This is a genomic window from Hydrogenovibrio thermophilus (assembly GCF_004028275.1).
Classification (GTDB): Bacteria; Pseudomonadota; Gammaproteobacteria; order Thiomicrospirales; family Thiomicrospiraceae; genus Hydrogenovibrio; species Hydrogenovibrio thermophilus.
In genome coordinates this window covers 721640-748332 of record NZ_CP035033.1, presented here as the reverse complement: position 1 = coordinate 748332, position 26693 = coordinate 721640, and the positions used below count along the sequence as shown (strand labels likewise).

The 26693-nt window shown below is 51.5% G+C and carries 20 protein-coding genes, 1 tRNA gene and 1 other RNA gene; 9 read left to right on the top strand and 13 right to left on the bottom strand.

What is annotated here, in order from left to right:
• Positions 1 to 261: 261 nt before the first annotated feature.
• An RNA gene (gene rnpB / locus EPV75_RS03435) (RNase P RNA component class A) lies at positions 262 to 625 on the bottom strand.
• 331 nt (positions 626 to 956) lie between these two features.
• Here rnpB and EPV75_RS03430 point away from each other — a divergent pair.
• A complete protein-coding gene (locus EPV75_RS03430; RefSeq protein WP_038151899.1) occupies positions 957 to 1487 on the top strand; it encodes a DUF2062 domain-containing protein in 531 nt (176 codons plus the stop codon).
• A gap of 218 nt (positions 1488 to 1705) precedes the next feature.
• Complete coding sequence (locus EPV75_RS03425; protein WP_128384472.1) at positions 1706 to 2992, top strand: HDOD domain-containing protein; 1287 nt, start codon at positions 1706 to 1708, stop codon at positions 2990 to 2992.
• A 128-nt stretch (positions 2993 to 3120) separates the two neighbouring features.
• Here the strand turns inward: EPV75_RS03425 and EPV75_RS03420 are convergent, their stop codons facing one another.
• The 3 genes from EPV75_RS03420 to hrpB all read right to left on the bottom strand — a co-directional run bounded on the left by EPV75_RS03420 (position 3121) and on the right by hrpB (position 8925).
• A complete protein-coding gene (locus EPV75_RS03420; protein WP_051673555.1) occupies positions 3121 to 4860 on the bottom strand; it encodes a methyl-accepting chemotaxis protein in 1740 nt (579 codons plus the stop codon).
• 144 nt (positions 4861 to 5004) lie between these two features.
• A complete protein-coding gene (locus EPV75_RS03415) occupies positions 5005 to 6204 on the bottom strand; it encodes an alpha/beta hydrolase (RefSeq protein ID WP_128384471.1) in 1200 nt (399 codons plus the stop codon).
• A 153-nt stretch (positions 6205 to 6357) separates the two neighbouring features.
• Entirely contained in the window at positions 6358 to 8925 is a 2568-nt protein-coding gene (gene hrpB, locus EPV75_RS03410; RefSeq protein ID WP_128384470.1) for an ATP-dependent helicase HrpB, read from the bottom strand.
• 329 nt (positions 8926 to 9254) lie between these two features.
• Between hrpB and EPV75_RS03405 the strand changes: the two genes are divergently transcribed.
• Complete coding sequence (locus tag EPV75_RS03405; protein ID WP_225972383.1) at positions 9255 to 11894, top strand: methyl-accepting chemotaxis protein; 2640 nt, start codon at positions 9255 to 9257, stop codon at positions 11892 to 11894.
• Here the strand turns inward: EPV75_RS03405 and EPV75_RS03400 are convergent.
• Positions 11891 to 12508, bottom strand: coding sequence for a metallophosphoesterase family protein (locus tag EPV75_RS03400; protein WP_192894028.1), 618 nt, complete (start codon positions 12506 to 12508; stop codon positions 11891 to 11893). The genes EPV75_RS03405 and EPV75_RS03400 overlap by 4 nt on opposite strands.
• 108 nt (positions 12509 to 12616) lie before the next feature.
• On the opposite strand from EPV75_RS03400, the gene EPV75_RS03395 reads away from it, so the two are divergent.
• Entirely contained in the window at positions 12617 to 12841 is a 225-nt protein-coding gene (locus tag EPV75_RS03395) for a (2Fe-2S)-binding protein (protein WP_029939838.1), read from the top strand.
• A 161-nt stretch (positions 12842 to 13002) separates the two neighbouring features.
• Positions 13003 to 14607 (top strand): sensor domain-containing diguanylate cyclase, encoded by a 1605-nt coding sequence (locus tag EPV75_RS03390; RefSeq protein ID WP_128384467.1) that lies wholly within the window; start codon positions 13003 to 13005, stop codon positions 14605 to 14607.
• A 41-nt stretch (positions 14608 to 14648) separates the two neighbouring features.
• On the opposite strand, the gene EPV75_RS03385 is transcribed toward EPV75_RS03390, so the two are convergent.
• From EPV75_RS03385 to EPV75_RS03375, 3 genes are all read right to left on the bottom strand, one after another.
• Positions 14649 to 14725, bottom strand: a tRNA-Pro gene (locus tag EPV75_RS03385).
• A 95-nt stretch (positions 14726 to 14820) separates the two neighbouring features.
• Positions 14821 to 17292: an ABC transporter permease gene (locus EPV75_RS03380; RefSeq protein ID WP_128384466.1), complete on the bottom strand. Its 2472-nt coding sequence runs from the start codon at positions 17290 to 17292 to the stop codon at positions 14821 to 14823.
• A complete protein-coding gene (locus EPV75_RS03375; protein ID WP_128384465.1) occupies positions 17289 to 17966 on the bottom strand; it encodes an ABC transporter ATP-binding protein in 678 nt (225 codons plus the stop codon). The genes EPV75_RS03380 and EPV75_RS03375 overlap by 4 nt, the downstream gene beginning before the upstream one ends.
• Between EPV75_RS03375 and EPV75_RS03370 the strand changes: the two genes are divergently transcribed.
• Positions 17928 to 18632 (top strand): arylesterase, encoded by a 705-nt coding sequence (locus EPV75_RS03370; RefSeq protein ID WP_128384464.1) that lies wholly within the window; start codon positions 17928 to 17930, stop codon positions 18630 to 18632. The genes EPV75_RS03375 and EPV75_RS03370 overlap by 39 nt on opposite strands.
• Positions 18633 to 18667: 35 nt before the next feature.
• On the opposite strand, the gene EPV75_RS03365 is transcribed toward EPV75_RS03370, so the two are convergent.
• The gene (locus EPV75_RS03365) at positions 18668 to 18973 is read right to left on the bottom strand and encodes a BolA family protein (RefSeq protein ID WP_128384463.1); all 306 of its coding nucleotides are present in this window, start codon (positions 18971 to 18973) and stop codon (positions 18668 to 18670) included.
• 85 nt (positions 18974 to 19058) lie between these two features.
• On the opposite strand from EPV75_RS03365, the gene EPV75_RS03360 reads away from it, so the two are divergent.
• Positions 19059 to 19586, top strand: a complete 528-nt coding sequence (locus tag EPV75_RS03360) for a DsrE family protein (protein ID WP_225972382.1) — start codon at positions 19059 to 19061, stop codon at positions 19584 to 19586.
• A 97-nt stretch (positions 19587 to 19683) separates the two neighbouring features.
• On the opposite strand, the gene EPV75_RS03355 is transcribed toward EPV75_RS03360, so the two are convergent.
• Both EPV75_RS03355 and EPV75_RS03350 read right to left on the bottom strand, forming a co-directional pair.
• Positions 19684 to 20919, bottom strand: a complete 1236-nt coding sequence (locus EPV75_RS03355) for a TsoY family (seleno)protein (protein WP_128384462.1) — start codon at positions 20917 to 20919, stop codon at positions 19684 to 19686.
• 216 nt (positions 20920 to 21135) lie between these two features.
• Entirely contained in the window at positions 21136 to 21969 is an 834-nt protein-coding gene (locus EPV75_RS03350) for an ion transporter (RefSeq protein ID WP_128384461.1), read from the bottom strand.
• Between the two features lie 131 nt (positions 21970 to 22100).
• Between EPV75_RS03350 and EPV75_RS03345 the strand changes: the two genes are divergently transcribed.
• The gene (locus EPV75_RS03345) at positions 22101 to 22352 is read left to right on the top strand and encodes a 2Fe-2S iron-sulfur cluster-binding protein (protein WP_029939829.1); all 252 of its coding nucleotides are present in this window, start codon (positions 22101 to 22103) and stop codon (positions 22350 to 22352) included.
• A gap of 112 nt (positions 22353 to 22464) precedes the next feature.
• Here EPV75_RS03345 and EPV75_RS03340 read toward each other — a convergent pair whose 3' ends face one another.
• Positions 22465 to 23433, bottom strand: a complete 969-nt coding sequence (locus EPV75_RS03340; protein WP_127120068.1) for a PstS family phosphate ABC transporter substrate-binding protein — start codon at positions 23431 to 23433, stop codon at positions 22465 to 22467.
• A 259-nt stretch (positions 23434 to 23692) separates the two neighbouring features.
• Here EPV75_RS03340 and EPV75_RS03335 point away from each other — a divergent pair, with 259 nt between their 5' ends.
• Positions 23693 to 25264 carry an inorganic phosphate transporter gene (locus tag EPV75_RS03335; RefSeq protein WP_029939827.1) on the top strand — a complete coding sequence of 524 codons (1572 nt, stop codon included), beginning with the start codon at positions 23693 to 23695 and terminating at the stop codon, positions 25262 to 25264.
• Between the two features lie 134 nt (positions 25265 to 25398).
• Here the strand turns inward: EPV75_RS03335 and phoR are convergent, their stop codons facing one another.
• Positions 25399 to 26682 carry a phosphate regulon sensor histidine kinase PhoR gene (gene phoR, locus EPV75_RS03330; RefSeq protein ID WP_128384460.1) on the bottom strand — a complete coding sequence of 428 codons (1284 nt, stop codon included), beginning with the start codon at positions 26680 to 26682 and terminating at the stop codon, positions 25399 to 25401.
• Between the last annotated feature and the right edge of the window lie 11 nt (positions 26683 to 26693).

Sequence of the window (26693 nt, the reverse complement as noted above, 5' to 3'; positions counted from 1 at the left end):
AAACTAAAAACAAAGAAAGACTTGTGAGCCCTCTTGAGACAAAGCACCATATATAGGGTGTTTTATTTTATAAAACACCACATATAGAGCCAAAAACCCTAAAGGGAAAAAAGTGGTAATTTTTTGCAGGCAACTGCGTCGAAAGTGGCAAAAAGTGGTGAAAATTTTCAATTCAGAAAAAATAACAATATAAAGTCTGGCGCGACGCCAAAAGAAAAGGCCAAAAAAGCCTGAACAAGTTTGAAGAAACAACTTGGGGGAAATATAAGAGGGTCTATAAGCCGGGTTCTGTACCATTGCTGGTGGCAATCATTCATCTAGGAAGCGCATCACTGCGCCCCTCAAGCAACCTACCCGAAAACCAGGTACGAGCCGCACCTTGCCCGGCGAACCGGGCGCGTTTTCCTATTTGGTCTTGCACTGAATGGGGTTTGCCGTGCCACAAACGGTTACCCGTTGCGCGGTGCGCTCTTACCGCACCCTTTCACCCTTACCAAGAAACTTGGCGGTCTACTCTCTGCTGCACTTTCCGTCGGCTCTCACCGCCCAGCCGTTAGCTGGCATTCCGCTCTGCAGTGCCCGGACTTTCCTCGAAGCGAAGCCTCGCGATTGCCCAACCCTCTTACAGGCGCAAACTCTACAGTAGACCGTTGTAAAAGTCCATCAAATACCGATATAAAAACCTCTGATTTCCTAAAACAAAATCGCATTGCTATGATTTTGTTCCGGAAACATAAGAGCGTATTAGTCCATGGAAGCGATTAATCATAATATGAACCACCAGGATGGGAAAAAACCAAGTATCAACATTTGCAAGCCGTCAGCTTTTTTATTCGCCTTAGTGCTGACGGTTATTTTTATCCTCTTCAACTACTATTGATACTGTCTGAATTCTAATAAGCAAAGACTGAAATTTCTTCAGAGTCCCGAACGAATAGGCTGTTAAAATAACGGTCATGATTCGATTTCTCAAACTGAAAGTCCACCAGATCGGCCGCAAAGTCAAAGCCTCGCCGTTCCTGAACAAGTATTTCCCTCGTTTTCGCGACCGCGTTTATTGGGCCGGCGACCGTTTATCTTTTGCACGCGCCGGTTTCATCGGCGCTTTTTGCATGATGTTGCCGGTTCCCTTTCAAATGTTGCTGGGATCGATTCTGGCTTATTACACCCGTGCCAACATCCCGTTAGCCACGGCTTTGGCTTGGATCACCAACCCTTTGACCATGGGCTTCATCTGGTACGGCGGCTATCGGTTCGGCACCTGGTTGCTGGACACCCCGCCATTGAAAAACATCGACCCGAACATCGAAATCGCCTCACAGCAATGGTTCAGCGATATTTTTCCGCACATCTGGCAACCGTTCTTTCTCGGCAACATGGTCCTCGGTGTCATTATCGGTACCATCTTTTATCTGCTGATTGCCCATTTCCACGGTATCCAACTGTTGAAACAACTGTTCCATAAACCGGCTAAATCCGGCCAATAAACCACCCAACAAAGCCACTATCAAAACCTGCCAGGCCTGGCGGTTTTGGCCAGACAACCCTCCATAGTTCCCTGAAAAAATAAAAACTTCCGATTCACGGATTAAAAAAATCATCCCTCTAAAACACATTTCCGTCTACTCGGGAGTAAATTTTTTGCTAAAGTATCCAAAATCAACTAAATATCAACTTGTTAAAACTCGAATTAGGTTCCAAACACTTGCAAACTCTCGATTCTGTCCCACCTGCCCCGGAAGCGCCTGAAACCCAAGAGGATAGACGCCAGCACCCGCGATACGAGCGCGACTTCACCGTCACCCTCAATAATTTTCAGCTGGACGGCTACGACATTTCGCAAGGCGGCATTTCCTTTGTCACCGACACCAGTGTCAAGGAATTTCAAATCGGACGGCTTTTTTCGAACGTGCAAGTTTCTTCCCTGAAAACCGAACCCTATAAAATCGAAGCACTGGTCATCAGCTCCTATCGCAGACGCCACGACCGCCACTATTACGGGGCTCGCCTGGTCAACCTTTCCGAGCCGGCGCAAACCTTGCACGATGCCCTGATTCAGGGCGGGGCTGGCCTTAATGCATTACTGGAAGACACCTGCGGCGCCGAAAAGTCCGGCATTTCCCCACACTTGGAAAGTCGCCTGATCACCGCGCTGGAGCTACTGAAGCGGGTGTATGTGTACCATTTGCCGCCGGAACTCTTGGCCGTCAAGGAAGAGCTGTATCGACCCAATCCGAACTTGTCGCAAATTGAATCCCTCATCCGAAAAAGCCCCGAAACATTGGCGGAATTCATTAAAATCGCCAAAGATGCTTATCCTAAAAAATCCATCGACCAATTGATGAAGGTCCGCACCATTCTCAACCTGATCGGACTGGACAATGTATTCGAACTGTTCTCCTCCGCGATTCTGGTGCGGCAACACAATAACAGTCCACTGGAAAACGCGATTATGAAGCACGGCATGAACGCCGGTTTGGCCGCAGCGGAACTGTCCGATAGCATTGACGGCATCAGTCGCTCCGAGGCTTATCTGGCAGGACTTCTACAAAACATCGGAGCCGTTTTCCTCTCGAAAATCGACCCCATCGCCTATAAGCCGATTTTCCTGAAATCCCTGTCCAAACCCTATACCGCACGGCAACAGGAATTGGACATGTTCGACACATCCCACAGTGAAGCCGGGGTCATCATTGCCAAGAACTGGGATATGATTCCCGAAATCTACAAAGGGATTTTGCTGCACCACTCCCGCCACATCACGCCACAGATTCGCCAAACACACAACAAAATCTGCAACATGGCACTGTTGATGATGCTCAGCGACTTTGTCGCCTGCTCCGCCATGGGGCAAAACTACGTCAGCGACGAGCTCAAACAATCCCGCGATTACGCTCTCAGCCATTTGGACATCAGTCAGGAACACGTTCGTGCGGCTTACACCATGGTCATCACCACCGGCTATAAAGTCACCGACATCGCCGGTCTTTGATGCCGCTCAAACCAACCCGGCGTCATCGACAATAAACAACCGAGATGAAACATTTTTCAGGAAACGGACAGGCCTTTATACCCTTTAGAGCGAAGACGTTTTATCGTAAGCCCTGAAAGGCACATGCCTTACTTCTTGGTCAGTTCCGAGGGTTTATCCGTCGTGAAAAACGACATGTCTTTCGCCAGAATATCGGCTTGATAACGTAAACTTTCCGCCGCCGAGGTGGTTTCCTCGACCAAAGCGGCGTTTTGTTGGGTCACGTCATCCAACTGGGTCACAGTATGGTGCACCTGCTCGATGCCGGTCATCTGCTCGGCGGTTGCCGAGGCGATTTGATTGACCATTTCCGTGACACTGTCAATGGACTGGGCGATTTGCTCCAACACTTCCCCGGACTTGGAGGCCTGCTCACTACCCTGTTCAACCCGCTTCACGCTCTCATCAATCAACTGACGGATTTCCTTGGCCGCGTCGGACGACTTCTGTGCCAAGGCCCGAACTTCTCCGGCCACCACCGCGAAACCACGGCCATGATCTCCGGCTCTGGCCGCTTCCACCGCGGCATTCAACGCCAGCAAATTGGTCTGAAACGCAATGCTGTCAATCAAAGTAACGATGTCGGCAATCTTATGGCTGGACTCCTGAATTGCGCCCATGGCGTCAATGGTGGCACGCATCACCTGCATACCATCCGACGCCTTGCCTTGTACCTCGATGGAAACGTGTGACGCCTGCTGCGAATGCTGGGCATTATTCTTAACCACCTGCGTCATGTTTTCCATGTTCTGCGCCGTCTCCTCCAACGCCGCCGCCTGCTCTTGCACTCGGTCGTTCAAATCGTGCGCGCCTTGCGAAACTTCATCGGAAGCCGAGGCCACCACGCGAGTGGCCTCGGTGGCTTGCGCGATGACTTCCGTCAAACGGTCAGACATCTGACCGATACCATCGTTGATGCGTTCGATTTCCGGCGAGAACATCGAACCTCGCCCCGATTGCAGCGCTTCCGGCATCCGGCGCGTTAAATCGCCGGCGGCAAACGCCTGCATCACTCGAGTCGCTTCGTCCACCACACGGCGCAGCAATTTCATATTGTCGTTCTGACCGACATCAGTGGCGTATTTCACCACTTTGTATGGCCGCCCCTCGGTATCCAAAATCGGATTGTAACTGGCTTCCAACCAAACGTCTTCGCCATTTTTCTTCACACGTTTAAAGGTGCCGGACACAAACTTTCCGTGGTTCAATTCACCCCAAAACGCCCGATATTCGTCAGTATCGGCAGACCCCGGCTCGGCAAACATCGCGTGTTTCTGCCCTTGGATTTCCGCCAACGAATAGCCCATGGTTTTGCAAAAATTTTCGTTCGCGGTACGGATGGTGCCATCAAGCTCAAACTCAATCACCGCCATCACTCGATTAATCGCATCCATTTGCGCTTTGAATTCCAGCTCACCTTCCACCTGTTCGGTAATGTCGGAAGCGAACTTCACCACTTTTTCCACCTGACCTTGCGCATTCACAATCGGGTTATAGCTCGCCTCCAACCAAACAGTGTCGCCCTGCTTATTGACGCGCTTAAAACGCCCGGAAACAAACTCGCCCTTCGCCAGTTTGCTCCAAAAAGCCGCGTAGTCCGACGCCTGTGCAATCGACGACGGTACAAAAATTCGATGGTGCCGGCCGGCAACCTCTTCCAGAGCGTAACCGACGGTTTTCAGAAAATTGTCATTCGCATGGAGCACCTTGCCTTCCAAATCGAATTCAATGACCGCCATGGAGCGGTTCAAGGCATCGAGCACACCTTGCGCCGAATCATAACGTTTTTGCAACTGAGCATAATCATGCTTTAACTGTGAATTGAACATAGTTGTCCTAGTCGTATTTATTTGTTTTTATGCCGGAAACCAAGCTGGCTTTCAGCTCAGTATACCGATTTTATTTTATGAGTACAATTTTTGTACAACACCTGTGTAACAATATTATTTAATCGATTCATAGAGGGATTTGAATCAAGGCTTGGGCACCACGGAGCCCGACGCCAGCACCTTTAACATTACGTCATTTTGCCAAGCGAAATATGGATTAAATGTCAAACGCGCATGCGCTTTGTCATCCGTTTCATAGCCCCAGGCGGAATACCACACGGCTTCCCCCTTCTCGCACAGCTGATAATGCGCATCGGATTGACCGTTCCAACACATGCGAAACTGGCCGTTGATACCGTAAAGTGGGTTATCGGGCGAAAACACCATGCCCATGTGAGAGAAGTTACTAATGCGCCATTCCGGCAAATAAGCGGTTCGCACTAAAATGCGAGCATCATCGGTTTCCGGTGGTGCCCCATACCAGATCAACCGGCTGTCCGGATGAGTAAAGCGAGTCGTAAACAACGCCAGAACTTGCGGCACATCCACCACCGAATCGGCTTCGCTGACCACCATCAACGTCGGCTTATCAAAGGATTTTTTCGACAAGGCTTTGAGCACCGATTCGCTGGAATAATAGTATTGCGAAAACCCATTGGTGGGCATATTGCCATAACGCACATAAATATCGTGGGTGTATTTCATGTCGGTTCGCAGCCAAGGCACCATGTTTTGAATCCAAGGTGCCATCCAATCAATCGGCGCATTGGATTCAAATGCCGGAGAAAACAAGATCAATCCGGCAATGTGCTCATCCTGCAACGCCAACTCGGTCACCAGGTTCGCCCCCGTGGAAAAACCGCCCAAGTACACCTGATCCACCTCGCCTTCCAAGATGTGGGTTTGCTTTTTCAACAAGGCGCGCCATTGATCAATCTGCACATTCAACATATCGCCCGGCCGCGTACCATGCCCCGGCAATAACAATGTCCGCACTAAAAAACCGTTTTGCGCCAATACCGGGCCGATGTCGGAAAACGAATACGGCGAATCCCCCAAGCCGTGCACCAGCAAAATGCCTTTTTTCGGTTTCGAGGTCGGCCGCCACTCCTGCGGGCTATTGGCTTCCACTTCCGCCGCCGGGTCTTCGCTCAAAAACAGCCGGTGCTCCGTCAACCACTGACGGGTTTGCAAACGGTAATCGTCAAACGTCACCTGAGTAATCACCGGAAACGTCTTGGCCGATTGCAACTCCGGCTTATCCGCCACGGCGGTGCAACCCACGGCCAAACCGATCCAAGCCAACAAAAGTCCGTTAGCCAACCATTTTCGCCAGTCCGTCATTTCAATAACTCTCCTTTAGAGCGTCATAACGTTCATCAAAACAACCTGATATCACGCCGTTGCAAGCCAGGCCTGGACATTTTTAATCAATAAGTCGGTATAGTATGTTCGTAACAAAATTCAAAAATACCCCGTCACGGGAAAAAACCAAGGTTACTGAGCGGGTTTCGATTTGACCGAACGCCCCGGTTTTTCCTCTAACGGCTTGTCCGGCCAGCGGTGTTTCGGATAACGCCCTTTCATGTCTTTCGCCACTTCAAAGTAAGACGTCTGCCAAAAATTGGCCAAATCGCTGGTCACTTGAATCGGCCGCCGAGCCGGCGACAACAGCTCAAACGTCAAAGGCACCTGGCCCCACGCCAACCGCGGGCTGGTCAGTTCGCCGAACATTTCCTGCAAAATCACCGACACTTTCGGCGAAGCACCGCTGTAATCAATCCTCACCCGATGCCCGGACGGCGTCGTGTAATGAGTGGGCGCTTGCTGGGCCAACACCTGCTGTTGCTCATAAGTCAATTGACTCTGCAACAGCATCAACACATCCAGCGACTGCAAGCCTTTGATTGTTGTAACCCCATTCAAATAAGGTGCCAACCAGTCGTCAAGATGGGCTTTTAGCCAGGCCTGGTCGAAATTGGGAAAAGGCGTTTCATGGCCCGAATCGAACCCGGCCAGCCAATTGACCCGTTTTAACCAGGCCTGGGTGTTTTCCCGCCACGGCAAATAAGATAAATCCTCCGCCAGCAGCGCCAACAACGCTTTCTGCAAGGTATCCGGGTCGGGGTTTTTCAATGGTTTTTCAGACAGTAGCAACCTGTGCAACCAGCGTTGCTGCACCGCCGCCAACTCGCCTTTGCTTTTATTCAAGCCCAGATAAGGCCGCTCTTCAATTTGCTCGGCAAATAAGGTTTCGATGTCCGCCACGTCCAAAGGCGCGGCCAGATAAATCCGCCCATCCTGACGCTGGCCGTCGAGTTGCGCCACCGCTAGCCAATCCTGTTGAGCCAGCGGATCAAACTCCGCCAACACCGCGCCCTTGCCGTTGCTCAACTGAAAGCGTGCCGCTTTGGCCCCACGGCGTTTTGCCACCCGATCTGGATAAGCCAGCGCCACCAGCTTACCGCACTCGGCTTGTAACATCGCCAAACTCAACGGTTGGCAAGGCGACGATTCATTCAATTTTTTAAGCGCAGAACGCGCGTTTTTCAAGGCCTGTTCCATCGCCGAGCGTTGCACCGGGTAGGCCTGACACGCTGAAGAACGGTTTTGGCGATACGCCTGTAACGCCAGCACCCGCTGAACTAAATCGGCGTCATCACGCGTTTGCAGCACATCCCGTTCCGATAAAATCGCCGCCAAGTCGGTCGCCAGTGTTTTGGCCTGATTCGGCGACAAATCACAGACCGATTCGGCTTTCAAACACATCACCGCCAAACGCGGTGACCAACCGAACTCGGCCGCTTTACGACCCCAATCGGTCGCCTGCCCCGTGTCGGTCAACAAATCCAAGGCCATCAAGAGTGCCTGTGCCGCGTCAAAGTGCGCTTTGGGCGGCGGTGTCATCCAATTCAAATCCGCCGGATTATGAATGCCCCAAATCGCCAACTCCAAACACACCGCGCTCAAATCGGCCTGCTCGATTTCCGGCGGATCGAAATCCGCCAATTGCAGTTGCTGGCTTTCGGTCCAGAGACGATAAGCCCGTCCGGCCGCCAAACGCCCGGCGCGGCCTTTGCGCTGTTCGGCCGAGGCTTTGGAAACCCGCTGCGTCGTCAGAGCCGTCATGCCGCTGGATACATCGTACAAAGCTTTACGGCTCAAGCCGCTGTCCACCACAGCGCTAATACCGTCGATGGTCAAACTGGTTTCGGCGATGTTGGTGGCCAGCACCACTTTGCGGCGACCGTCTGCATCCGGCACCAGCGCCAATTCTTGCTCTTCCGGTTTCAAAGCGCCGTACAACGGACGCATCACCGTATTCGACCAGGGCGTTTCTTCCAAACGTTCCTGTACGCGGCGAATCTCACCCTGCCCGGCCAGAAACACCAGAATATCCTTTTCGGTTTCCTGCCAGGCCTGGCGAATTTGTTGAATCAGCGCCGGTAATACCTCGCGAAAGTGCGTGGACGCCAACGGCTTCGGCAAATAGTGTTCCGATACCGGATAAGTACGGCCCGGTGCCTGCGCCTGTGCCACCGACGCACCATTGGCCGCCAACAGGCTTTGAACCGCGTCCAGATCGATGGTGGCGGACATGACCAATAACCTCAAATCATCCCGCAGTGCGGCTTGCACGTCCAAACACAAACTCAACGCCAAGTCGGCATGCAAAGAACGTTCATGGAATTCATCAAAAATCACCAAGGCCACATCCGATAACTCCGGGTCTTGCTGCAAGCGACGCGTCAAGATACCTTCGGTGACGATTTCCAATTGCGTTTCGCGGCTCACGCGGCGTTCGTTGCGAATTTGATAACCGATTCGCTGCCCGACCGTTTCACCCAGTTGTTCCGATAGATAATAGGCAATGGATTTCACCGCCAAACGGCGGGGCTCCAATAGAAGCACCTTACGTCCGTTCAGCCAAGGCGATTTCAGCAGTTCCAACGGCACAGCGGTCGATTTACCGGCGCCCGGTTCGGCCTGCAAAACCAGGTTATCGTGTTCTGCCAAACCCTGCCGAATCGCCGGTAGAATGGGGATTATCGGCAAATCAGCCATCACAATATTCCAAGAAATTGCCCGACTCGGTGCCGACTTCTTTATAAGCAAAAGAACTTACATTTAAACTCATTAAAAATTTCTTTTATTTCAACAACTTATATAGACATAAAAAAATTAAGCTTTTAGACATTCAAAATATTAAACCCAATCAACTCTTTGAAAATAAACAGTAAATTTTATATACCCTTTTTTAAAAAAAGGAAATATGCGTTTTTTTGATTATTGCCAAGCTTTGGGCTTTTGAGTCTACTAAGCGAAATTTAGTTGTACAAAAAGGTCTTTGGAAAATGGACGTAAAAAGTCGCTCGGTTACCCAAAAAGAATATATGTTACCAGAGGGTCTCACTATTGTCTCTCGCACCGATTTACACGGGAACATCACCGAAGCCAACGAGGCATTTATCGAAGCCAGCGGTTACGACTGGTTGGAGCTGGTCGGCCAACCGCATAACATTCTCCGGCACCCCGATGTGCCTGCCGCCGTTTTCAAAGACTTCTGGGGTACCATCCAAGCCGGGCGGCCCTGGTCGCAAATCGTCAAGAACCGACGTAAAAACGGCGACCATTATTGGGTCGTCGCCAATGCCACGCCCATGTTCGAAAACGACGAAATCGTCGGTTACATGTCGGTTCGAACGCCCGCATCCCGCGAACAAGTCGCCCAAGCGGAGCAAGCCTACCAAGACATTGGTGCCGGCAAACTGAAATTGTCCGGCGGCAGCCCGGTCACACTGGGAACCCGGCTCAACCCCTTTAACCAGTTCGAAGCCAGCCGCTTGATTATGCTGTTCAGCATTCTGCTGTTCATCACCGCCAATATGCCGCTTTTGAACCTCGGCACTCAGCCGCTGTTGTTTGAAGGCATCAGCGCCTTATTCATTGTGGCGATTTTCCTGATTGCCTGGAGCAACGACCGCAAGTTCAAAGAAGTTCACCATTTGCTCACCGAAATTTCCGGCGGTCACTTCAACAGCCCCATTCAAGTTTCCGGGCGTAACTTGGTCAACCGAATACTCGGGCGGGTGAAGTCCATGCAGATTCGCCTCGGCGCTGATTTCGACGACGTCAACGCTTCGCTGAACAATGCCAAACGCATTGAAAGCGCACTGAACGCGGCTTCGTCCAATATCATGGTCGCCGACCGCTTTCGCAGCATCATTTTCATGAACGAATCGGTCAAACGCATGCTGAAACAAGCCGAACCGGAACTGCAAAAAGACTTACCGCATTTCGATGCCGACAATTTGCTGCGACAGTCCATCGACATTTTCCACCAGCACCCGGTACACCAGGCCAATTTGCTTGACAATCTTACCGAAACCTACGAAGCCCGCATAAACGTGGGTGACGCCACCATTGACCTCGTCGTCGATCCGATTTTCAATGAAAAACACGAGCGCATCGGCACCGTCGCAGAATGGAAAAACATTACCGAGCAACTGGCGATTGAAGAAAATATCGAACACCTGGTGTCCAACGCCTCGCTGGGCATTCTCAAGGACCGCATCGACGCCTCCAAACTGGAAGGCTTCAACCATCAGTTGTCGCTGTCCATCAACACCTTACTGGATTCCTTTTCCGCACTGGTGCAAGACCTCAGCCGCATCCTTTGCCTGATGAGCAACGGCGACCTGACCAGCCGAATGGAAGGCGAATACAAAGGCGAAGTACATGCCATGCAAGTGGCCATCAATAATGCGCTGACCAATATCGAAGCCACCTTCGGGCAAGTCAAAATCGGTTCCACCGAAATCGGCCAAATGTCCAACGAGGTCTCGCAGGCCAGTGAAGACCTGTCGGAACGCACCCAATCGCAAGCCGCATCACTGGAACAGACCGCCGCTTCCATGGAACAAATCACCAGCCGGGTTCAGCAATCCACCGACAACACCCACGAGGCGAATCGCCTGTCATCGGAAGCCGCCACGGAAGCGAAAAGCGGCATTCAAGTCATGGAACAAACCTCCAAAGCCATGCACGGCATCAGTGAATTGAGCAGCCAAATCGCCGATATCACCACCGTCATCGACGGCATTGCCTTCCAAACCAATCTCTTGGCCCTGAACGCCTCGGTGGAAGCCGCCCGTGCCGGAGAACACGGTCGAGGCTTTGCCGTCGTCGCCAGCGAGGTGCGCAACCTGGCACAGAAATCCGCCGAATCCTCCAAAGAGATTTCCAACCTCATTGGCACCGCCACCGAACAAATCTCGCAAGGCACCTCGTTGGTGGAAGAAACCAACCGCATGTTTGAAGACATGGTCAATAAAATCGAACAGGTCAGCGGTTTGGTGGACTCGGTCTCCAAAGCCGCCACCGAGCAATCCAAAGGGCTGGGACAAATCAACATCGCCGTCAACTCACTGGATGAAATGACGCAGCAAAATGCCGCGCTGGTGGAAGAGCTGGCCGCCACGGCAGGGAATATGAGCGAACAAGCGGAAATGCAGGCCGAGTTCGTCGGTAAATTCAAAATCTCCGAGCGTTCCGCATCCGGTCAAGGCGGCCATAAAGCCACCTTTGAATTGGAAGACGCCAAAAACAAACACCGCGCCTGGAACGTCCGCCTGGAACGTTTCCTCTTGGGTGAAAAAGTAGACTTCGATGAACACAGCGCGCGTCGGGACGATCTTTGCCCGTTGGGCCAATGGTTGAACACCGTCGGCCGACAATATCAATCGATGCCGGAAATGCAGCAATTGATTCGAACCCATACCGAAATGCACAGCATGGTCGGCAAGGTCATTGATGCGAAAAAACTCGCCGATGACGACACCATGCAACAACACCGGAAAACGGTGTCCGAATTGTCCGAACAATTGCTGGTGGAAATGGACGCCCTGTGCGAAGCGATTACCGGCGAACAGGAGAGCACGGCGCTGCCAAAACAACCCTCTCAAGCCATTTCCGCCAACCGGCCAGAGAAAGCAAAAGCGCCGTCACAGAGCGATGAATGGAGTGATTTTTAAATCTCAATCACGCGGGGTTCAAAGGCATTGACGAACTGCCGCCCGCTCTGCTGTTGGTAACCTGCCGCTTCATGCACGTGACCGAACACATGGGCTTTCACCTGCGGCAGTTCGGCTAGGCGTTCTGTCAGCAACTCGCAACCGACACCAAACCCGCCGTTGGTTTGATCCAAAATGCCATAAGGCGGCGTGTGGGTGACCAGCACATTCGTCGCTTCCGGAATATTCTGCCAGGCCTGGCGTAATCCTTCCCCTTCGCGCGGCAGATTAAACGCCATCGCCTGAAACTCCGGCTGCCACGGCGAGCCGTAAAAGGTCACCCCATCGATTTCAACCGCGTCATCCATCAGGTAATGAATGCCGGAAAAATCGAACGACTGGGACGGTTTCCCGAGGTCGGCCTGGCGCTGTGTATCCAACAGAAAATCATGATTGCCGGCAATCAATACTTTATGCGGCATCGGCAAAGCGCGGAACCAATCCAAAAAATCCTCGGTTTGCTTGGCGCTGCCCAGATTGCAAATATCCCCCGCATGCACTACCACATCGGCCTGCGGAATCTCGCGCATATGCCGGTGGTAACCATGGGTGTCACTGATGCAAAAAATTTTCATGTCCGCTCCTAATTCTTTCCTAATCCTGTTGCTAACCATTTTATTCAGCATAAACCGAAGTCGGCGCAAAATCCACCAGGCCTGGCCGCTTTGCATTAAAATAAAGGGATGAAACAAAGCACTCTCGACAAACTGCCGGACATCCTTCAAAAAGATTTGGACGAAAACCTCTGCGTCTGCAACGGCATTCTTAAACGCGACATCATCGACGCCATTGAAGCCGGCGCCGACACACTGGACGCAGTGCGAAACCAAACCTACGCCACCGACGGCAACGGCTGTTGCAAACGTCAGGTGCAACGTTTGGTCGAATGCTTAACGTCGGAAAGCTGATTGGCGTGTCATTTCAGCCCTTTTATCTTACTTTTCATACGGTTAAATAAAACCGAATTGTGTTTAAACCAGCCACCGACAAGAATAAACAAGTATAATCACGTCTGATAAATATTTTTTGCTCAGCTTAGTCAGACAAAAACAATAAAAATACAAAAAACATGCAGCTTAACCGAATCGATTTACGACGCCTTATTCTCTCTCTGGCCACCGTCAGCGTCATTCTGACCCTAGTCAATGCGCTTTACGCCACTTACAAGGTGCAGAAAAACCTTCTCATCGACGGCACCTTACACGCCAATGAAGCCTACGCCACCAAACTGGCGCGCAGCACCGCCATGCACCTCAATTTAGTCATGAGCGAACTGAACTGGAGCAGCCAAGCCATTGCACAAGCCCCGCAGAACCCGTCGCTTTCGCAACTGGAAACCGAACGCTTGTTACGCCAATCAGACAGTTTCAATGCCGTGGTGCGCGTCAATGCAAACGGCCAACTGCAAGCCGTGGCCGCTCCCGAATCCTTCAAAGCCGATGTCATCCTGAAAGACGCGCCGATTCAGGAAGCCTTAACACAGCAGCAAACCCGAATCAGCTCACCGTTTCGTTTAAACCAAGGTCAATATTTCATTCTGGTTTCCCAGCCGATTATCGATGAAGCGGGCCATTATGACGGCTTTATCGGCGGGCTCATCAATTTACACGACCGCAGCATTCTGCACCGACTGCTGAGCGACCAAAGCTATCAGGACGAGACCTACCTCTACGTCGTCGACGCGAAACATCGCCTTATCGTCCACCCGGACAAAACGCGCATCGGCGAAAAGGTACTCGACAACCCGGCCATCGAAACGGTGCTGGATGGGCAAACCGGCCATCAAAAAATCATCAACAGCCAAGGCATCAATATGCTGGCAGGTTATTCGCCGGTCGGCATTTCCGGCTGGGGAGTCGTCTCGCAACGCCCATTGCAAGCCACGCTCGCCACGCTGGACAAACAAATGCTCAGTGTCCTTTGGCACTCCCTACCGATTCTTCTCGTTACCGGCCTGATTATCTGGCTGTTTGCCGGGCGCATTTCCAAGCCGCTCTGGCACTTGGCGCAACAAGCCGAACACCCGGAAACCCCGGAAACCGAATCCGAGGTCAAACTGATTAAAACCTGGTATTACGAAGCTGACGAGCTGAAAACTGCCCTGTTGAAAGGATTCGGCAGTGTCCACCAGCACATCCACGCCTTGAAAACCGAATCCCTGACCGACCCGCTCACCCGCATCCTGAATCGTCGCGGCTTGCAACAACAGCTTGAAACCTGGCAACTTGAAAACATTCCTTTTTCCGTCATCTCGCTGGACATCGATCTCTTCAAGGCCGTCAACGATGCTCACGGGCACGATGTCGGCGATCAGGTCATTCAAGCCGTCACCGAACAGATGCGAGAATGCTCCCGCAATCAAGACGTGTTAAGCCGCACCGGCGGCGAAGAATTTTTGATGTTATTGCCTTACACACCGTTGGAATACGCCGTGCAAGTAGCCGAACGATTACGGAAAACCATGTCGGAGGCGCCATTGAAAACCGTAGGCACCATTACCATTTCTCTGGGCGTCGCCCACTGGCCGGAAACCGCCGAGGATATGAAAAAGGTGTTAAAACAAGCCGATGTAGCGCTCTACCAAGCCAAACAAACAGGGCGCAATAAAGTCTGCGTCGCCACCGATTCTGCTTGCCAGGAAGCCATGCGTAAATGGGAAGACATTCTGAATTGAATACAACGAGTGATTGATACGCCGGACGGCGCGAAGAAAATTGGTCGGGACAGCAGGATTTGAACCTGCGACCCCCGCCACCCCATGACGGTGCTCTACCAGACTGAGCCATGCCCCGAGACCATTGAATCGCACATTATAAAGTGATTCGGATTTTAATCAAGCACCTTGTGCTCGCTTTCTGGCCGCATTCGACGCGGGCTTACGCTGAAATCAATCCGACCACTTTTGCGCCATTCGGCGCGGCGATAAACGTAAATAACGTTTTTGCGTCAGCCAGCCAATCAGCCACAGAATCATCGCCCCGCTCACCACACTGATCACCCACAATTCCGGGTTCCATTCCGGTGACACTTCCAGCACGAATTGATTGACCGCCAAACCGGCGAGTTGAGCAAAGGTGGCCGCCAGTAACCCGGCCAAGGCACCGAGCAGAATAAACTCCATCAAACCGATTTTGGTGATGTCGCGTTGTGTCGCCCCCAGGGTCCGCAACAGCAACCAGCTTTGCACCCGTGTTTGTTGGCTGGCCATGGTGGCGGTGAACAAGACAATCAAACTCGCCAGCAAGGTAAAGCCATACAGCCCGGACACCGCCCAACTGGCTTGCGACATAATGGTTTGCACCTGAGTCAGAATGCGCCGGGCATCAATCAGCAACACGCCCGGCGCTTGTTGTGCCAATTGCTGGGTCAGCGCATTGACGTCCACCGAACGGTCTGCCAGCGCAAAGTTACCGATATAGGAAATCGGCAGCAACCGATCGGCCTCCGGTTGCACAATGAAAAAGAAATTCAAACGGAAACTCTGCCACTGCACCTTGCGAATCGAGGTCACTTCATAACGCCAATCCTGTCCGCTGAAACTGAAAGTCAGCACATCGTTCAACTGCAACCCGAACAATTCGGCCATGCCTTCTTCCAGCGATACCTGCGGCAAACCGTGTTTCGGTTCACTTTCCGCCAGCATTTCATTGTAAGCCGGTGGCGTTTCCAGCACGGCGATATTCGATTCCCGTTCCAGCAGGCGTCTGGCACGGTTGGATTCCTGTTCCTGGGCACGAATCGGTTCGTCGTTCACTGCGACCAAGCGCCCTCGCGCCATCGGCACTAAGTTGGTTTCAATGCCATCCCCTTTCAACACGGTTTGCACCGTGTCTTTTTGATCCGGTTGCACGTTGACGATAAAGGTATCCGGCGTATTGGCCGGTAAAGACGCCTGCCAATTGGCCATCAAATCATGGCGCACAAAAGTCATCAACATCAATACGAACAAAACCAGCCCCATTGAGATTAACTGAATTTTCACCAGGCCTGGCTCGCGCAACAAAGCCGCCAACGACAGTTTAAGCCAGCCGCGGCTGCGGCGTTGCAACCAACCGACAAAGCGCAACAACCCCAAAGCAGCCAGATACAATACGACACCGGCCGCCACCAGCCCGACCAGCACCCACCAGACATAGCCGGTCATCAACATCACCACCAGCAGAATCAACCCCAGGCTGACCAGCCATTGGCGCATTTGCGGCTGACGCGATAAATTCTTCAACAACTGCATCGGCGAGGTGCTGACCGCATGGCGATAGGCCTGCCAGGCAAAACTCCACAACACCAAAAAGCCCATCAAAAAGCCATGCACATAAATCGACGGTTGATACGCCGGCACCAGCGGATCGAAGTAATCCCACAGCAACGGCAAACTGGCTTGAAACAAACCGGCCCCCAGCGCCACACCAACACCGCTGGCGATAATCGCCAGCCAGCTCAGCTGAAACGCGAACAAACGGGTCATCTGAGCGCGTTGCGCGCCGAAGGCCCGCATCAGGGCGATGGAATTTTGCCAACGCTGCAAATAAAAACGGCTGGCAATCAGAATCGATAAGCCCGCCACCAACACAGCGGACAAGGCCGACAACTCCAAAAACAGCCAGGCCGTGTCCAGCGATTGCGCCAAATCCTGCGATGGCGCTTGCGCGGATAAACTTTGAAGATGCGGATTCTGTTCCGCGTCCACGGCCTCGGCAAAACGCTCAATCGCGTTCGGTGTTCCAATCAAGGCCAATTCGTATTCGACACGACTGCCCGGCCCTTTCAATTCCGTGGCGGCCATATCCGCCAGCGGAATCACCATTTGGTGCGAAAAGGCGCCCATGCCTCCGGCCGCGCCCAACGGCTGGAAGGTACCGCCCAAGGCAAATTCGGTTTTCCCCAGCGTAATAGTGCTGTCGTCTTGCAATTGCATTAACGGAATCAACGCCGACTCCACCCAGACACTTCGCTGTTCAGAGGTTTTATCCGATGGCATTACAGCCGGAAAACGGTTTTGATAATTGCGTAACGGATAATTTGACGATACCCCTTTGAGGCGCACCAACTGGAAACGTCCTCCACTCAAGGCCATGGTCACCAGCGTTTCGGTTTGCGCGGTTTGCAAATCCAGTTCGCCGGCCAAGGTTGTCCACTGGTCGTCAATCGTCCGGGAACTGCGCAACACATAATCCGCACCCAAGTCATTGGCGGCTTGGCGCAACATGGAATCCTTCACGGTTTTACCGAGCTGCTCCACAAACGTCACCGAGGCGCTGGCAATCACCACCGCCAACAATAACCATACCCAATCGCCGCGTTTCAGTCCGCGCCAAAACCACAGCGAAGCTGTCCAAGCATCTTGCCAGTAACCTTTCATACCGCTTGTAACCGTCCGTTATGCAAGGTCAGCGCCCGATCACACTGGCGGGCAAAATCGGAGTCGTGTGTTACCAGCACGAGGGTGGTGTGCAGTTCGTCATTCAGTTGAAACAGCAAGTGCTGAACCTGTTCTGCGGTGGTTTCGTCAAGGTTACCGGTGGGTTCGTCGGCAAACAGAATTTTCGGTTCGGTGACAAAGGCTCTTGCCAGCGCCACTCGCTGCTGCTCGCCGCCGGAGAGTTCCGACGGCCGGTGCGACAAACGATGCCCCAGCCCGACTTTATCCAAGGCCTGTAAGGCTTTGTCATCAGCATCACTGACTTGAAACAACTCCAGCGGCATCAGCACATTTTCCAATGCCGTCATGCTCGGCATCAACTGGAAATTCTGAAAAACAAATCCTACCTGCAAGGCCCGTAACTGCGCGCGACGGTCTTCGTCGAGGTGATTCAGGGCCTGACCGAACAAGCGCACCTCGCCGCCGGTCGGCAATTCCAGCCCGGCCATCAACGACAACAAGGTGGATTTTCCCGAACCGGAGCGACCGACAATCGACAGCTTTTCGCCCGGCTGGACAGACAAATCGCAGCCCTTTATGATAGATAACTCTTCATCATCAGACGAGACATGGTAATGCACGTCCTTCAAGCACAAAACGGCTTCTTCTTTCATCTTCGCTCTCTTTTGTTTCTGACGGTGACGTTGACCGTTCTGTTTGGTTACTCAAGTGTAACGCAAGCCGAGGAAAAACCCAAAGCAAAACCCGCCCCCACAGAACCGACGCTTCTGGTCTTGGGCGACAGTTTGAGTGCCGCCTACGGTATGCCGGTGGAAAAAGGTTGGGTGGCGCTGCTGACACAGGATTTAAAAAACCGAAACATTCAAGTGGTGAACGCCAGCATCAGCGGCGAAACCACCTCTGGCGGCAAAAGCCGCTTACCCGCCTTACTGAAACAACATCAACCGGATTGGGTGATTCTGGAACTGGGGGCCAACGATGCCTTGCGCGGCCAGGTGTTGCAAACCACCGAACGCAACCTGCAACAGATGGTGGACATGAGCCGCCAAGCCGGTGCCGAGGTGTTGCTGCTTGGCATTCGTCTGCCCACCAATTACGGCCCGGCCTACGATGCGTTACTGCAAAAGACTTTTCAGCAAGTCGCCGAACGCAACCAACTGCTCTTTGACCCGTTTTTCTTGGAAACGGTGGTGATGGACCCGGATATGGCGCAAGACGATGGCCTACACCCAAACGCTCAAGCCCAGCCGGCCATACTCCAACGCGTGCAACCGCTGATTGAACAGCTCATTACCCAAAAACCGGCCAAAGCCGCCTAACGCGAAACCCTGAAAACGGCCAGGCCTGGCGATTTTTACGCTTTGCTGCCGCCCTTGCAAAGCGGCGAATCTGCCACGTCCGGGCGGGCTTCCCATTCCGCCGGGCTGAACGTATGCAAGGCCAGCGCATGAAATTGCGGCATCTCATCGCTCAGCGCTTTGTACACCGCCTGATGACGTTTGACTTTCGACAAGCCATCGAACTCGGCCGCCACCAAGGTCAATTTGAAATGCGATTCGTCCGCCGGGCCGGAATGCATGTGGCTTTCATTTTCCAGTTGCATAAAGGTGACATCAAACGCGGCTTTCACTTTGTTTTCAATTTGTGTCTGTAAGCTCAACTTATAATCCTCTATAAAATATCTCTTTCAGATTGTCCGAATCATGAAGAGTATAATGGTTTTCGAATTGAATCAGGAGATCACTATGCGATTAAACACGCAACTCAACCGACTCATCCCTTTTGCCTTGCTGATGTGCTTGGCGTTGGGCGCGCAGGCCTCCGCAGACGGTTCCGCCGGAAACGACGGTAAACTGAAGCCGGTGCCGGAACTGCAGGACCCGCCGTCTGACCGTTTTCCGGGCGACCCGGCCGAACACCATGCCGTTTATATGTGGAACAAAGCCGACCCGGCCTACCAACACAGCATTTTGAATTCCATCCAGGCGATGATTAAACGCTACGGCGATAATGTGGACATCGCGGTGGTCGCGATTGGCCCAGGCATCCATGTGTTGGCGAAAAAACCGCAACGCGAAGTGGAACCACTGACCTACGAGCGTGTAGCCAGCTTCGCCAAAGACTACAATGTGCGTTGGATTGCCTGTGGGAACACCATGAACACGCTGCATTGGACCGACAAGGACATGCGCCCGTTTGCGGAATATTCCGAAGTGGGGGCCGCGGCCTTGATGGAACTGCAGGAAGAAGGCTATAAACTGCTGGTCTGGTAATCCACCACGGACCTACCAGCCAATAGCAAAAAGCACCTTTTCAGGTGCTTTTTTGCATTTTAAGTGTGCCCTGTTTTAACAGATGCTCTCCCTCTGCTCAGCGCATTACCATAAAGCCAGAAGGCTTGGCGGTTGAGGCCTGTTCAAACTTGAGAAAGCGGTGCATACGCAGCAAGCGCAACAGAAAATAAATGGTGGTTAATTGCACCAGAATCAGCGGCACCCACAAGGCAAAATAACCGGAACTGCCGAATTCCACCAGGCCTGAATACACCAAACCGATATTCAACCACAGCACCAACTGCACTTCAAAACCAAACCCCGGACACACCATGGCAAAGGATGACGCATCCGAACGATTTTCAGCCATCTGCTTGAAAAAGCCGCTGCGTTTCATCACCATCAGTCCGAACAAACCGACCAACACCGAAATGCCCGCCCCGACCGTGAACACCAGCAAATGGTAATTGACATTACGCTCCAACTGCAAGGCATGCATATTGGCAATGTCCGCACGGTATAAGCCCACCACGAACATGCCGATAATCACCACCGGCAGCAACAATGTCACTGAGGTTGCGGCCGAAATGCCTTGCTTGAACATGGATTTAAAGCCCAACACCAATTTGATACCGGCCAGAATCGCCGTCATCCCCAGCACAATGTACGACAAACTCATGCCGACCAAGGCAATCCACGGCACTTTGGAAAACCCTAAGGCGCCCAACCCCACCGCAATCATCGCAAACGAAAAAATGGCAATCAATTGCGACAGGTTGGCGTTTTCACTGAAATCCAAATTGCCATGCACCAAGCGCAACCAATACACCGAAAAGATTTTCAACGCCAAGACCAACATGGCAATGAAATACACCCCGGCACCAACAAACAAAAAATCAATCAGCTGTGCTTGCATCCCCATCCAAGTCACTGGATCAAATAAGCCCGGAATAAACAAGGCACCGAGAATAAACAATACATTCATGGTCATGGTAAGCGTCAAGGGAATCGCCATTAACTGCACTTCCTTATTGGACGCTTTTAGGGCGGTGTATTCGGCACTCTGTCGAAAACGATTGAATCCCCTGAACCACCGGAACAGTAAAAAGAAATGCAAGAAAGCGGACAAAACAATGCCGCCGATGTAGGTTTGAATCAACAGATTCAATGCATCGGTTTTACCGAAATGATGGGCGAGTAACGTATTGAAATCGATAAACGCATTGCCCGGATGGGCGGTCATGTAATTGACGACAAAAAAGAACGAGGCGGTCATCCCGGCCGCACCCAGCGGCGCGAGGATGTGTAATATCTGGAACGGAAACGGTTTCATGGCTAACTCCTTATTGAGATAACTTTCCAACGTTAACGGCTTATCCCCTTAACGGCTGGAAAGCGCCCGCACCGTGTTCCTCGCCACACGGTTTGAGCGATAATAAGTTCTAGTTAGCGTTTTTATGTATATATAAGAAGTAGCTTATATACAAACTTGTCCTATATCAACTTTTATCTAATGATAAATTTATTTTATAATCAGCCATCGTTTGCTTTAAGAGCGAACCTCACTGCGCTCTGCCAGCAACCGATCCAATTTTTCGTGTAAGGCTGCGATTTCGCCTTCCAGCTTATCCTGATACGCCTGCTCCTGTTGATGCACGACTTCCTCTTCCTCGGCCAGCATTTTTTTATGCTCTTCGTCCAGCACTTCTACGACGATCCCGATCATCATGTTCAGGAAAACGAATGCCGAGAAGAAAATGAACGTCAGATAATAAATCCAACTTAAACTGTACACCGCCATGGTTTCGTACATCACATCCGTCCAGTCCTCAAAGGTGGCGACCCGGAACAGGGTCAACAGGGAAATCCCCAAGTCGCCCCACAGTTTCGGATTGATGTCGGCAAACATCAGATTACCGATAACGGCATACAAATAGAAAATAATGAACATCAACAACGCCACATAGCCCATGCGCGGCAAGGCGGTAATCAAAGCGCTGACCAGCACCCGTAGTTCCGGAATGAATGAAATCAAACGCATGACCCGGAACAAACGCAGCATCCGCGCAATCAAGGCATACTCGGAATCGTCCAACGGAATCAAACTCACCACTACAATGGTGAAATCAAAGATATTCCAGCCCTTCTTGAAGAAATCCTTCAAACGGTCTTCCGCCGCCATCCGAATCAGGATTTCAATCAAGAAAAACACCGTCACGCCATAATCCATGACCCACAGGAATGTAATCGCCGTCTCCGGCAGATTGTAAGTGCGCACGCCAATCAACAGCGACGAGAGGATAATCACGGAAATGACAAACAACTCGAACACTTTGTTGTCGCGAATGTGTTGAAATTTAGACTGAAACGCTGTCCACGTCATAATCACCCTTCCATTAAAATAAATGATTAACCGAATAAACCAAGTTTATAAATTGAGGCTATTTTACTGCAAAGGATGGGATTTGAATTGTTAAAATAAAACTTTTAACACGCTTAACAAAGGTCAAAACCATGCCGAAAATTAAAGTATCAGGACAAGGAGAATGTGAATTTGACGGCCAGTTTTCATTACTGGACGCATTGGACGAAGCCGGATTTGATATGCCCTACAGCTGTCGCGGTGGCAACTGCGGTGCCTGTGAAGTGCGCTTGGTTTCCGGTGATGTGGAAGAAATTCAGGATCCGGTCTATGAAACCGACAGCGGCTATATCTTGACGTGCAGCGTGATTCCCTTATCGGACATTGAAATCGAACTGGTTTAATGCGATTGGCTAAAGTCGACTAAACAAACATAAAAAGCCACCGGTTAAGGTGGTTTCATCTCAAACGAAAAAAGCCCTCCGAAGAGGGCTTTTTGACAAGGATAACCAACAATTACTTGTTGATGATCGCGCGGTATTTCTCAACCATGTTCGCTGGTAGAGGAATGTAACCGTCTTTCACTACGTCTTGTTGACCTTTTTGAGAAAGAACCAAGTTCAAGAATTCTTTCACAACTGGCTCAAGCGGCTTGTTAGGCGCTTTGTTGACGTAAACGTAAAGCACACGCGCCAAAGGATAAGTGCCGTTCAAAGCATTCTCAGGTGTCGCCGCGACGAATTTACCGTCGTCTTTCTTAGAAAGCGGAACCGCTTTAACACCGGCTGTTTTGTAACCGATACCGGAATAACCGATGCCGTTCAAAGAAGAAGTAACGGATTGAACAACGGAAGCTGAACCTGGTTGCTCGTTCACAGAAGACTTGTAGTCACCTTTACAAAGCGCTTTCTTCTTGAAGTAACCGTAAGTACCGGAAACAGAGTTACGTCCGTAAAGCTGGATAGACTTGTCTTTCCACTCACCTGTCAGACCAACACCACCCCAAGTTGTCACGTCGTTTTTCGCGCCACACTTACGAGTTGAAGAGAAGATGGCATCCACTTGAGGAATCGCCAAACCTTTGATTGGGTTGTCTTTGTTGACGTAAACCGCTAGCGCATCGATTGCAACACCGATTGCAGTAGGCTTATAACCGTGTTTCTTTTCGAACATGGCCGTTTCTTTAGACTTCATTTTACGGCTCATAGGACCGATGTTAGAAGTTGACTCAGTCAACGCTGGAGGAGCCGTTGAAGAACCGGCCGCTTGAATCTGAATGTTGACGTTAGGATAAGTACGCTTGAATTCTTCCGCCCAAAGCGTCATCAAGTTCGCCAAAGTATCGGAACCAACAGAAGACAGGTTACCGGAAACACCGGAAACTTTTTTGTAGTCTGGAATAGCAGAATCCACACCAGCGGCATAAACAGAGTTAGAAACCACAGCGGTAGCAAGACCCATTGCAATTAGTAGATTGCGTTTCATTACTTCTTCTCCTAAAAAATAGAAAGTATTTATCTTTATAGACAGGAAGGATTATGACGGGCTGGCGTAACATCCAAATGAAACAAAAATGACAGTTATATGACACCGTCAATCGGGCCTTTCCAGCCCCGTAAACAAAACACACATCAAAAATATTGCAATATATTTGTCACATTATCCCAATCCTCACGTAATTTTTTATACAATTCCCGCTTGTCAGAATCGCTCAAAATCAAACAGTGAAACAGAGAGACATTCCATGGAATTTCGGGACATTAATGACATCGAAGACGCCACCAGCAAAAGTCGGAAGGAAATGTTCCGCTTCGGATCGGCCCTGCTCTTCATTATCCTCATCATGCTTTTCTCCGCCAATTTGCAACTGGGCACCGGAACGGTCAGTGTCGAATTGGTCATTGCCGCCATGATCGGCGGTTACATGGCGATGAACATCGGCGCCAATGACGTGGCCAACAACGTTGGCCCCGCCGTCGGCTCGAAAGCCTTAACCTTGACCGGCGCCATCATCATCGCCGCCGTCTTCGAATCCGCCGGGGCCTTGATTGCCGGTGGCGACGTCATCAGCACCATTAAAAAAGGCATTATCGACCCCGCTCTGATTGAGAACGGCGATACCTTTGTCTGGCTGATGATCGCCGCCCTCCTGTCCGGAGCGATTTGGCTGAACCTGGCCACGGCCATGGGCGCGCCGGTGTCCACCACCCACTCCATTGTGGGCGGCGTTCTCGGCGCCGGCATCGCCGCCACCGGTTGGGAAATCGCCAACTGGGACAAAATGGGCGCCATTGCCGCCAGCTGGATTATCTCACCGGTCATCGGGGGGTTGATCGCGGCCATGTTCCTGCTCTGGATCAAACGCAGCATCACCTATCAGGACGACATGCTCGCCGCGGCAAAAAGGACGGTGCCGATTCTGATTTCCGTCATGGCCTGGGCTTTCTCGACCTATTTGATTCTGAAAGGCCTGAAAAAAATCTGGCACGCGGACTTTTTAACCGCGTCACTGGTCGGTCTCGCCATCGCCTTCATGGTGTACTTAAGCGTCCGCCCGATGATTGCCCGCCAAGCCAATGGCTTGAAAAGCAGCAAAGCCAGTGTCAACGCTCTTTTCACCATTCCGTTGATTTTCGCCGCCGCGCTATTGAGCTTCGCGCACGGTGCCAATGACGTCGCCAACGCCGTCGGGCCTTTGGCTGCCATTAACGATGCGGTGCAGAGCCATCAGGTCTCCACCAAAGCTGAAATTCCATTGTGGGTCATGTTGATTGGTGCCATCGGCATCAGTTTAGGGCTACTGTTGTTCGGGCCGAAACTGATTAAAACCGTCGGTTCCGAAATCACCGAACTGGATCAAATGCGTGCCTTCTCGATTGCGATGGCCGCGGCCATTACCGTCATCATCGCGTCTCAGCTGGGCTTGCCGGTCAGTTCCACTCACATTGCCGTGGGCGGGATTTTCGGTGTCGGCTTCCTGCGTGAATACCTGAAGCGCAACTACGCCAAAACCCTGCAGCAGATTCGTGACCACCACGAAGGCGCCAATCAGGCGGAAATCGAGCAATACATCGAGCGTTTCGGAAAAGCCAGCATTCAGGAGAAGAAAATCATGCTGGCGGAACTAAAGCAGCATAAAGCGGAAGTGGAATTGACCAAGAAAGAACGTAAATCCTTGAATAAGGTGTATCAGAAAGAGCTGGTCAAACGTTCGGCCTTCTTGAAAATCGTCGCCGCGTGGGTCATCACCGTCCCGGTTTCCGGCATTCTGGCGGCGATGATTTACTTCACGATCCGCGGTATGATGCTGCCATAACCCAATGGCTGTAATCGGTCTTCCGATTCGTCAAGACATCATTCATTTTAACCAGGCCTGGCTATTTTCATTTCCGCCAGGCCTGGTCATTCCCTACTATCCAGAGTCATCGCAACCCTGATGACATCCGTCGTTTAATGCACGGCCTTGCTGCGCGGAAAATCGCACCGGAAGCTTGACCCTTTACCCAACTGGCTTTTAATCACCAACTTGGCATCATGACGTTCCAGGATGTGCTTGACGATGGCCAACCCCAAACCGGTGCCACCGGTGTCGCGTGAACGTGCCGTATCGACACGATAAAAACGTTCGGTCAGGCGACTGATGTGTTCCTGCGAAATCCCGATGCCGGTGTCGTCCACCTGAAAGTGCGGCCCTTTTGCGTCTTCGTACCAGCGCACGGTGATTTGCCCGCCTTCCGGCGTATAACGGATGGCGTTGGAAATCAGGTTCATCAACACACTCTTCAGCGGTTCTTCGTAACCTTTCAACGCCAGACTCTCGTCCAACTCAAACCTAAAACTGTGTTTTCCTTGGCTCATCTGAGTGGCGTCCTGTTCCATTTTTTTGAGGATGGGAGCAATCGGAACGGTTTTCTCCTTACCGACCAGCGTTTCCGATTCCATGGCCGAAAGCGTCAGCAAATCGTTGATGATGGACTGCATCCGTTCGGATTGGTTGTGCATCTGTTCCAACGGCTTCACCCACATGGAATCCGGTTCTTGGCCGTCCATCATCACTTCGATGTAACCGTTCAATACGGTCAGCGGCGTACGCAGTTCATGTGACGCATTGGCAATGAAATCACGGCGGATTTGCGCCAGATTGTAAAGCTCGTGAATGTCCTTGACGATCAGCAGCTTATGTTCCTGAAAATACGGGAATAATTTCAGATTGAACACCCGAGGAATCCCGTTGAGTGAAGATAAAATCACCGATTTTTCATAACGCCCCGACTTGAGGTACTGAATGAAATCCGGGTGCCGCAGCAGATTTTCGATTTTACGATGGGTATCACTGTGTTTCAGCTTGAACAGCTTTTTGGCGGAATTGTTAAACCATTCAATTTGATTGGATTCATTCAGCGAGATAATGGCGTCCGGAATCGTCATGGACGCGGCCAGGAATTGCTCGGATTTGTAAAACTGTAAGTCGGCGTGCTTTTCCAGCGAACGCTGTTTGCGTGAGACCAGATACCCTAACTCGCCCCACAGACCGGAGCCAGGTGGATAAGACACATTAGGCGTGCCCTTCATCCAAAGTTCGAAGCGATAGATACTGTACAATTGACGGGCGATATAGAACAGCAAATAACCGAAAAAGGTGGCCATCCACCAATCGGTCATCCATGCGATGAACAGGGCGAGCCACACACTGGTGATGACCCAGGTGAGTTCCCGCGTAATTCCTTTTGACACTGAATCGTTTT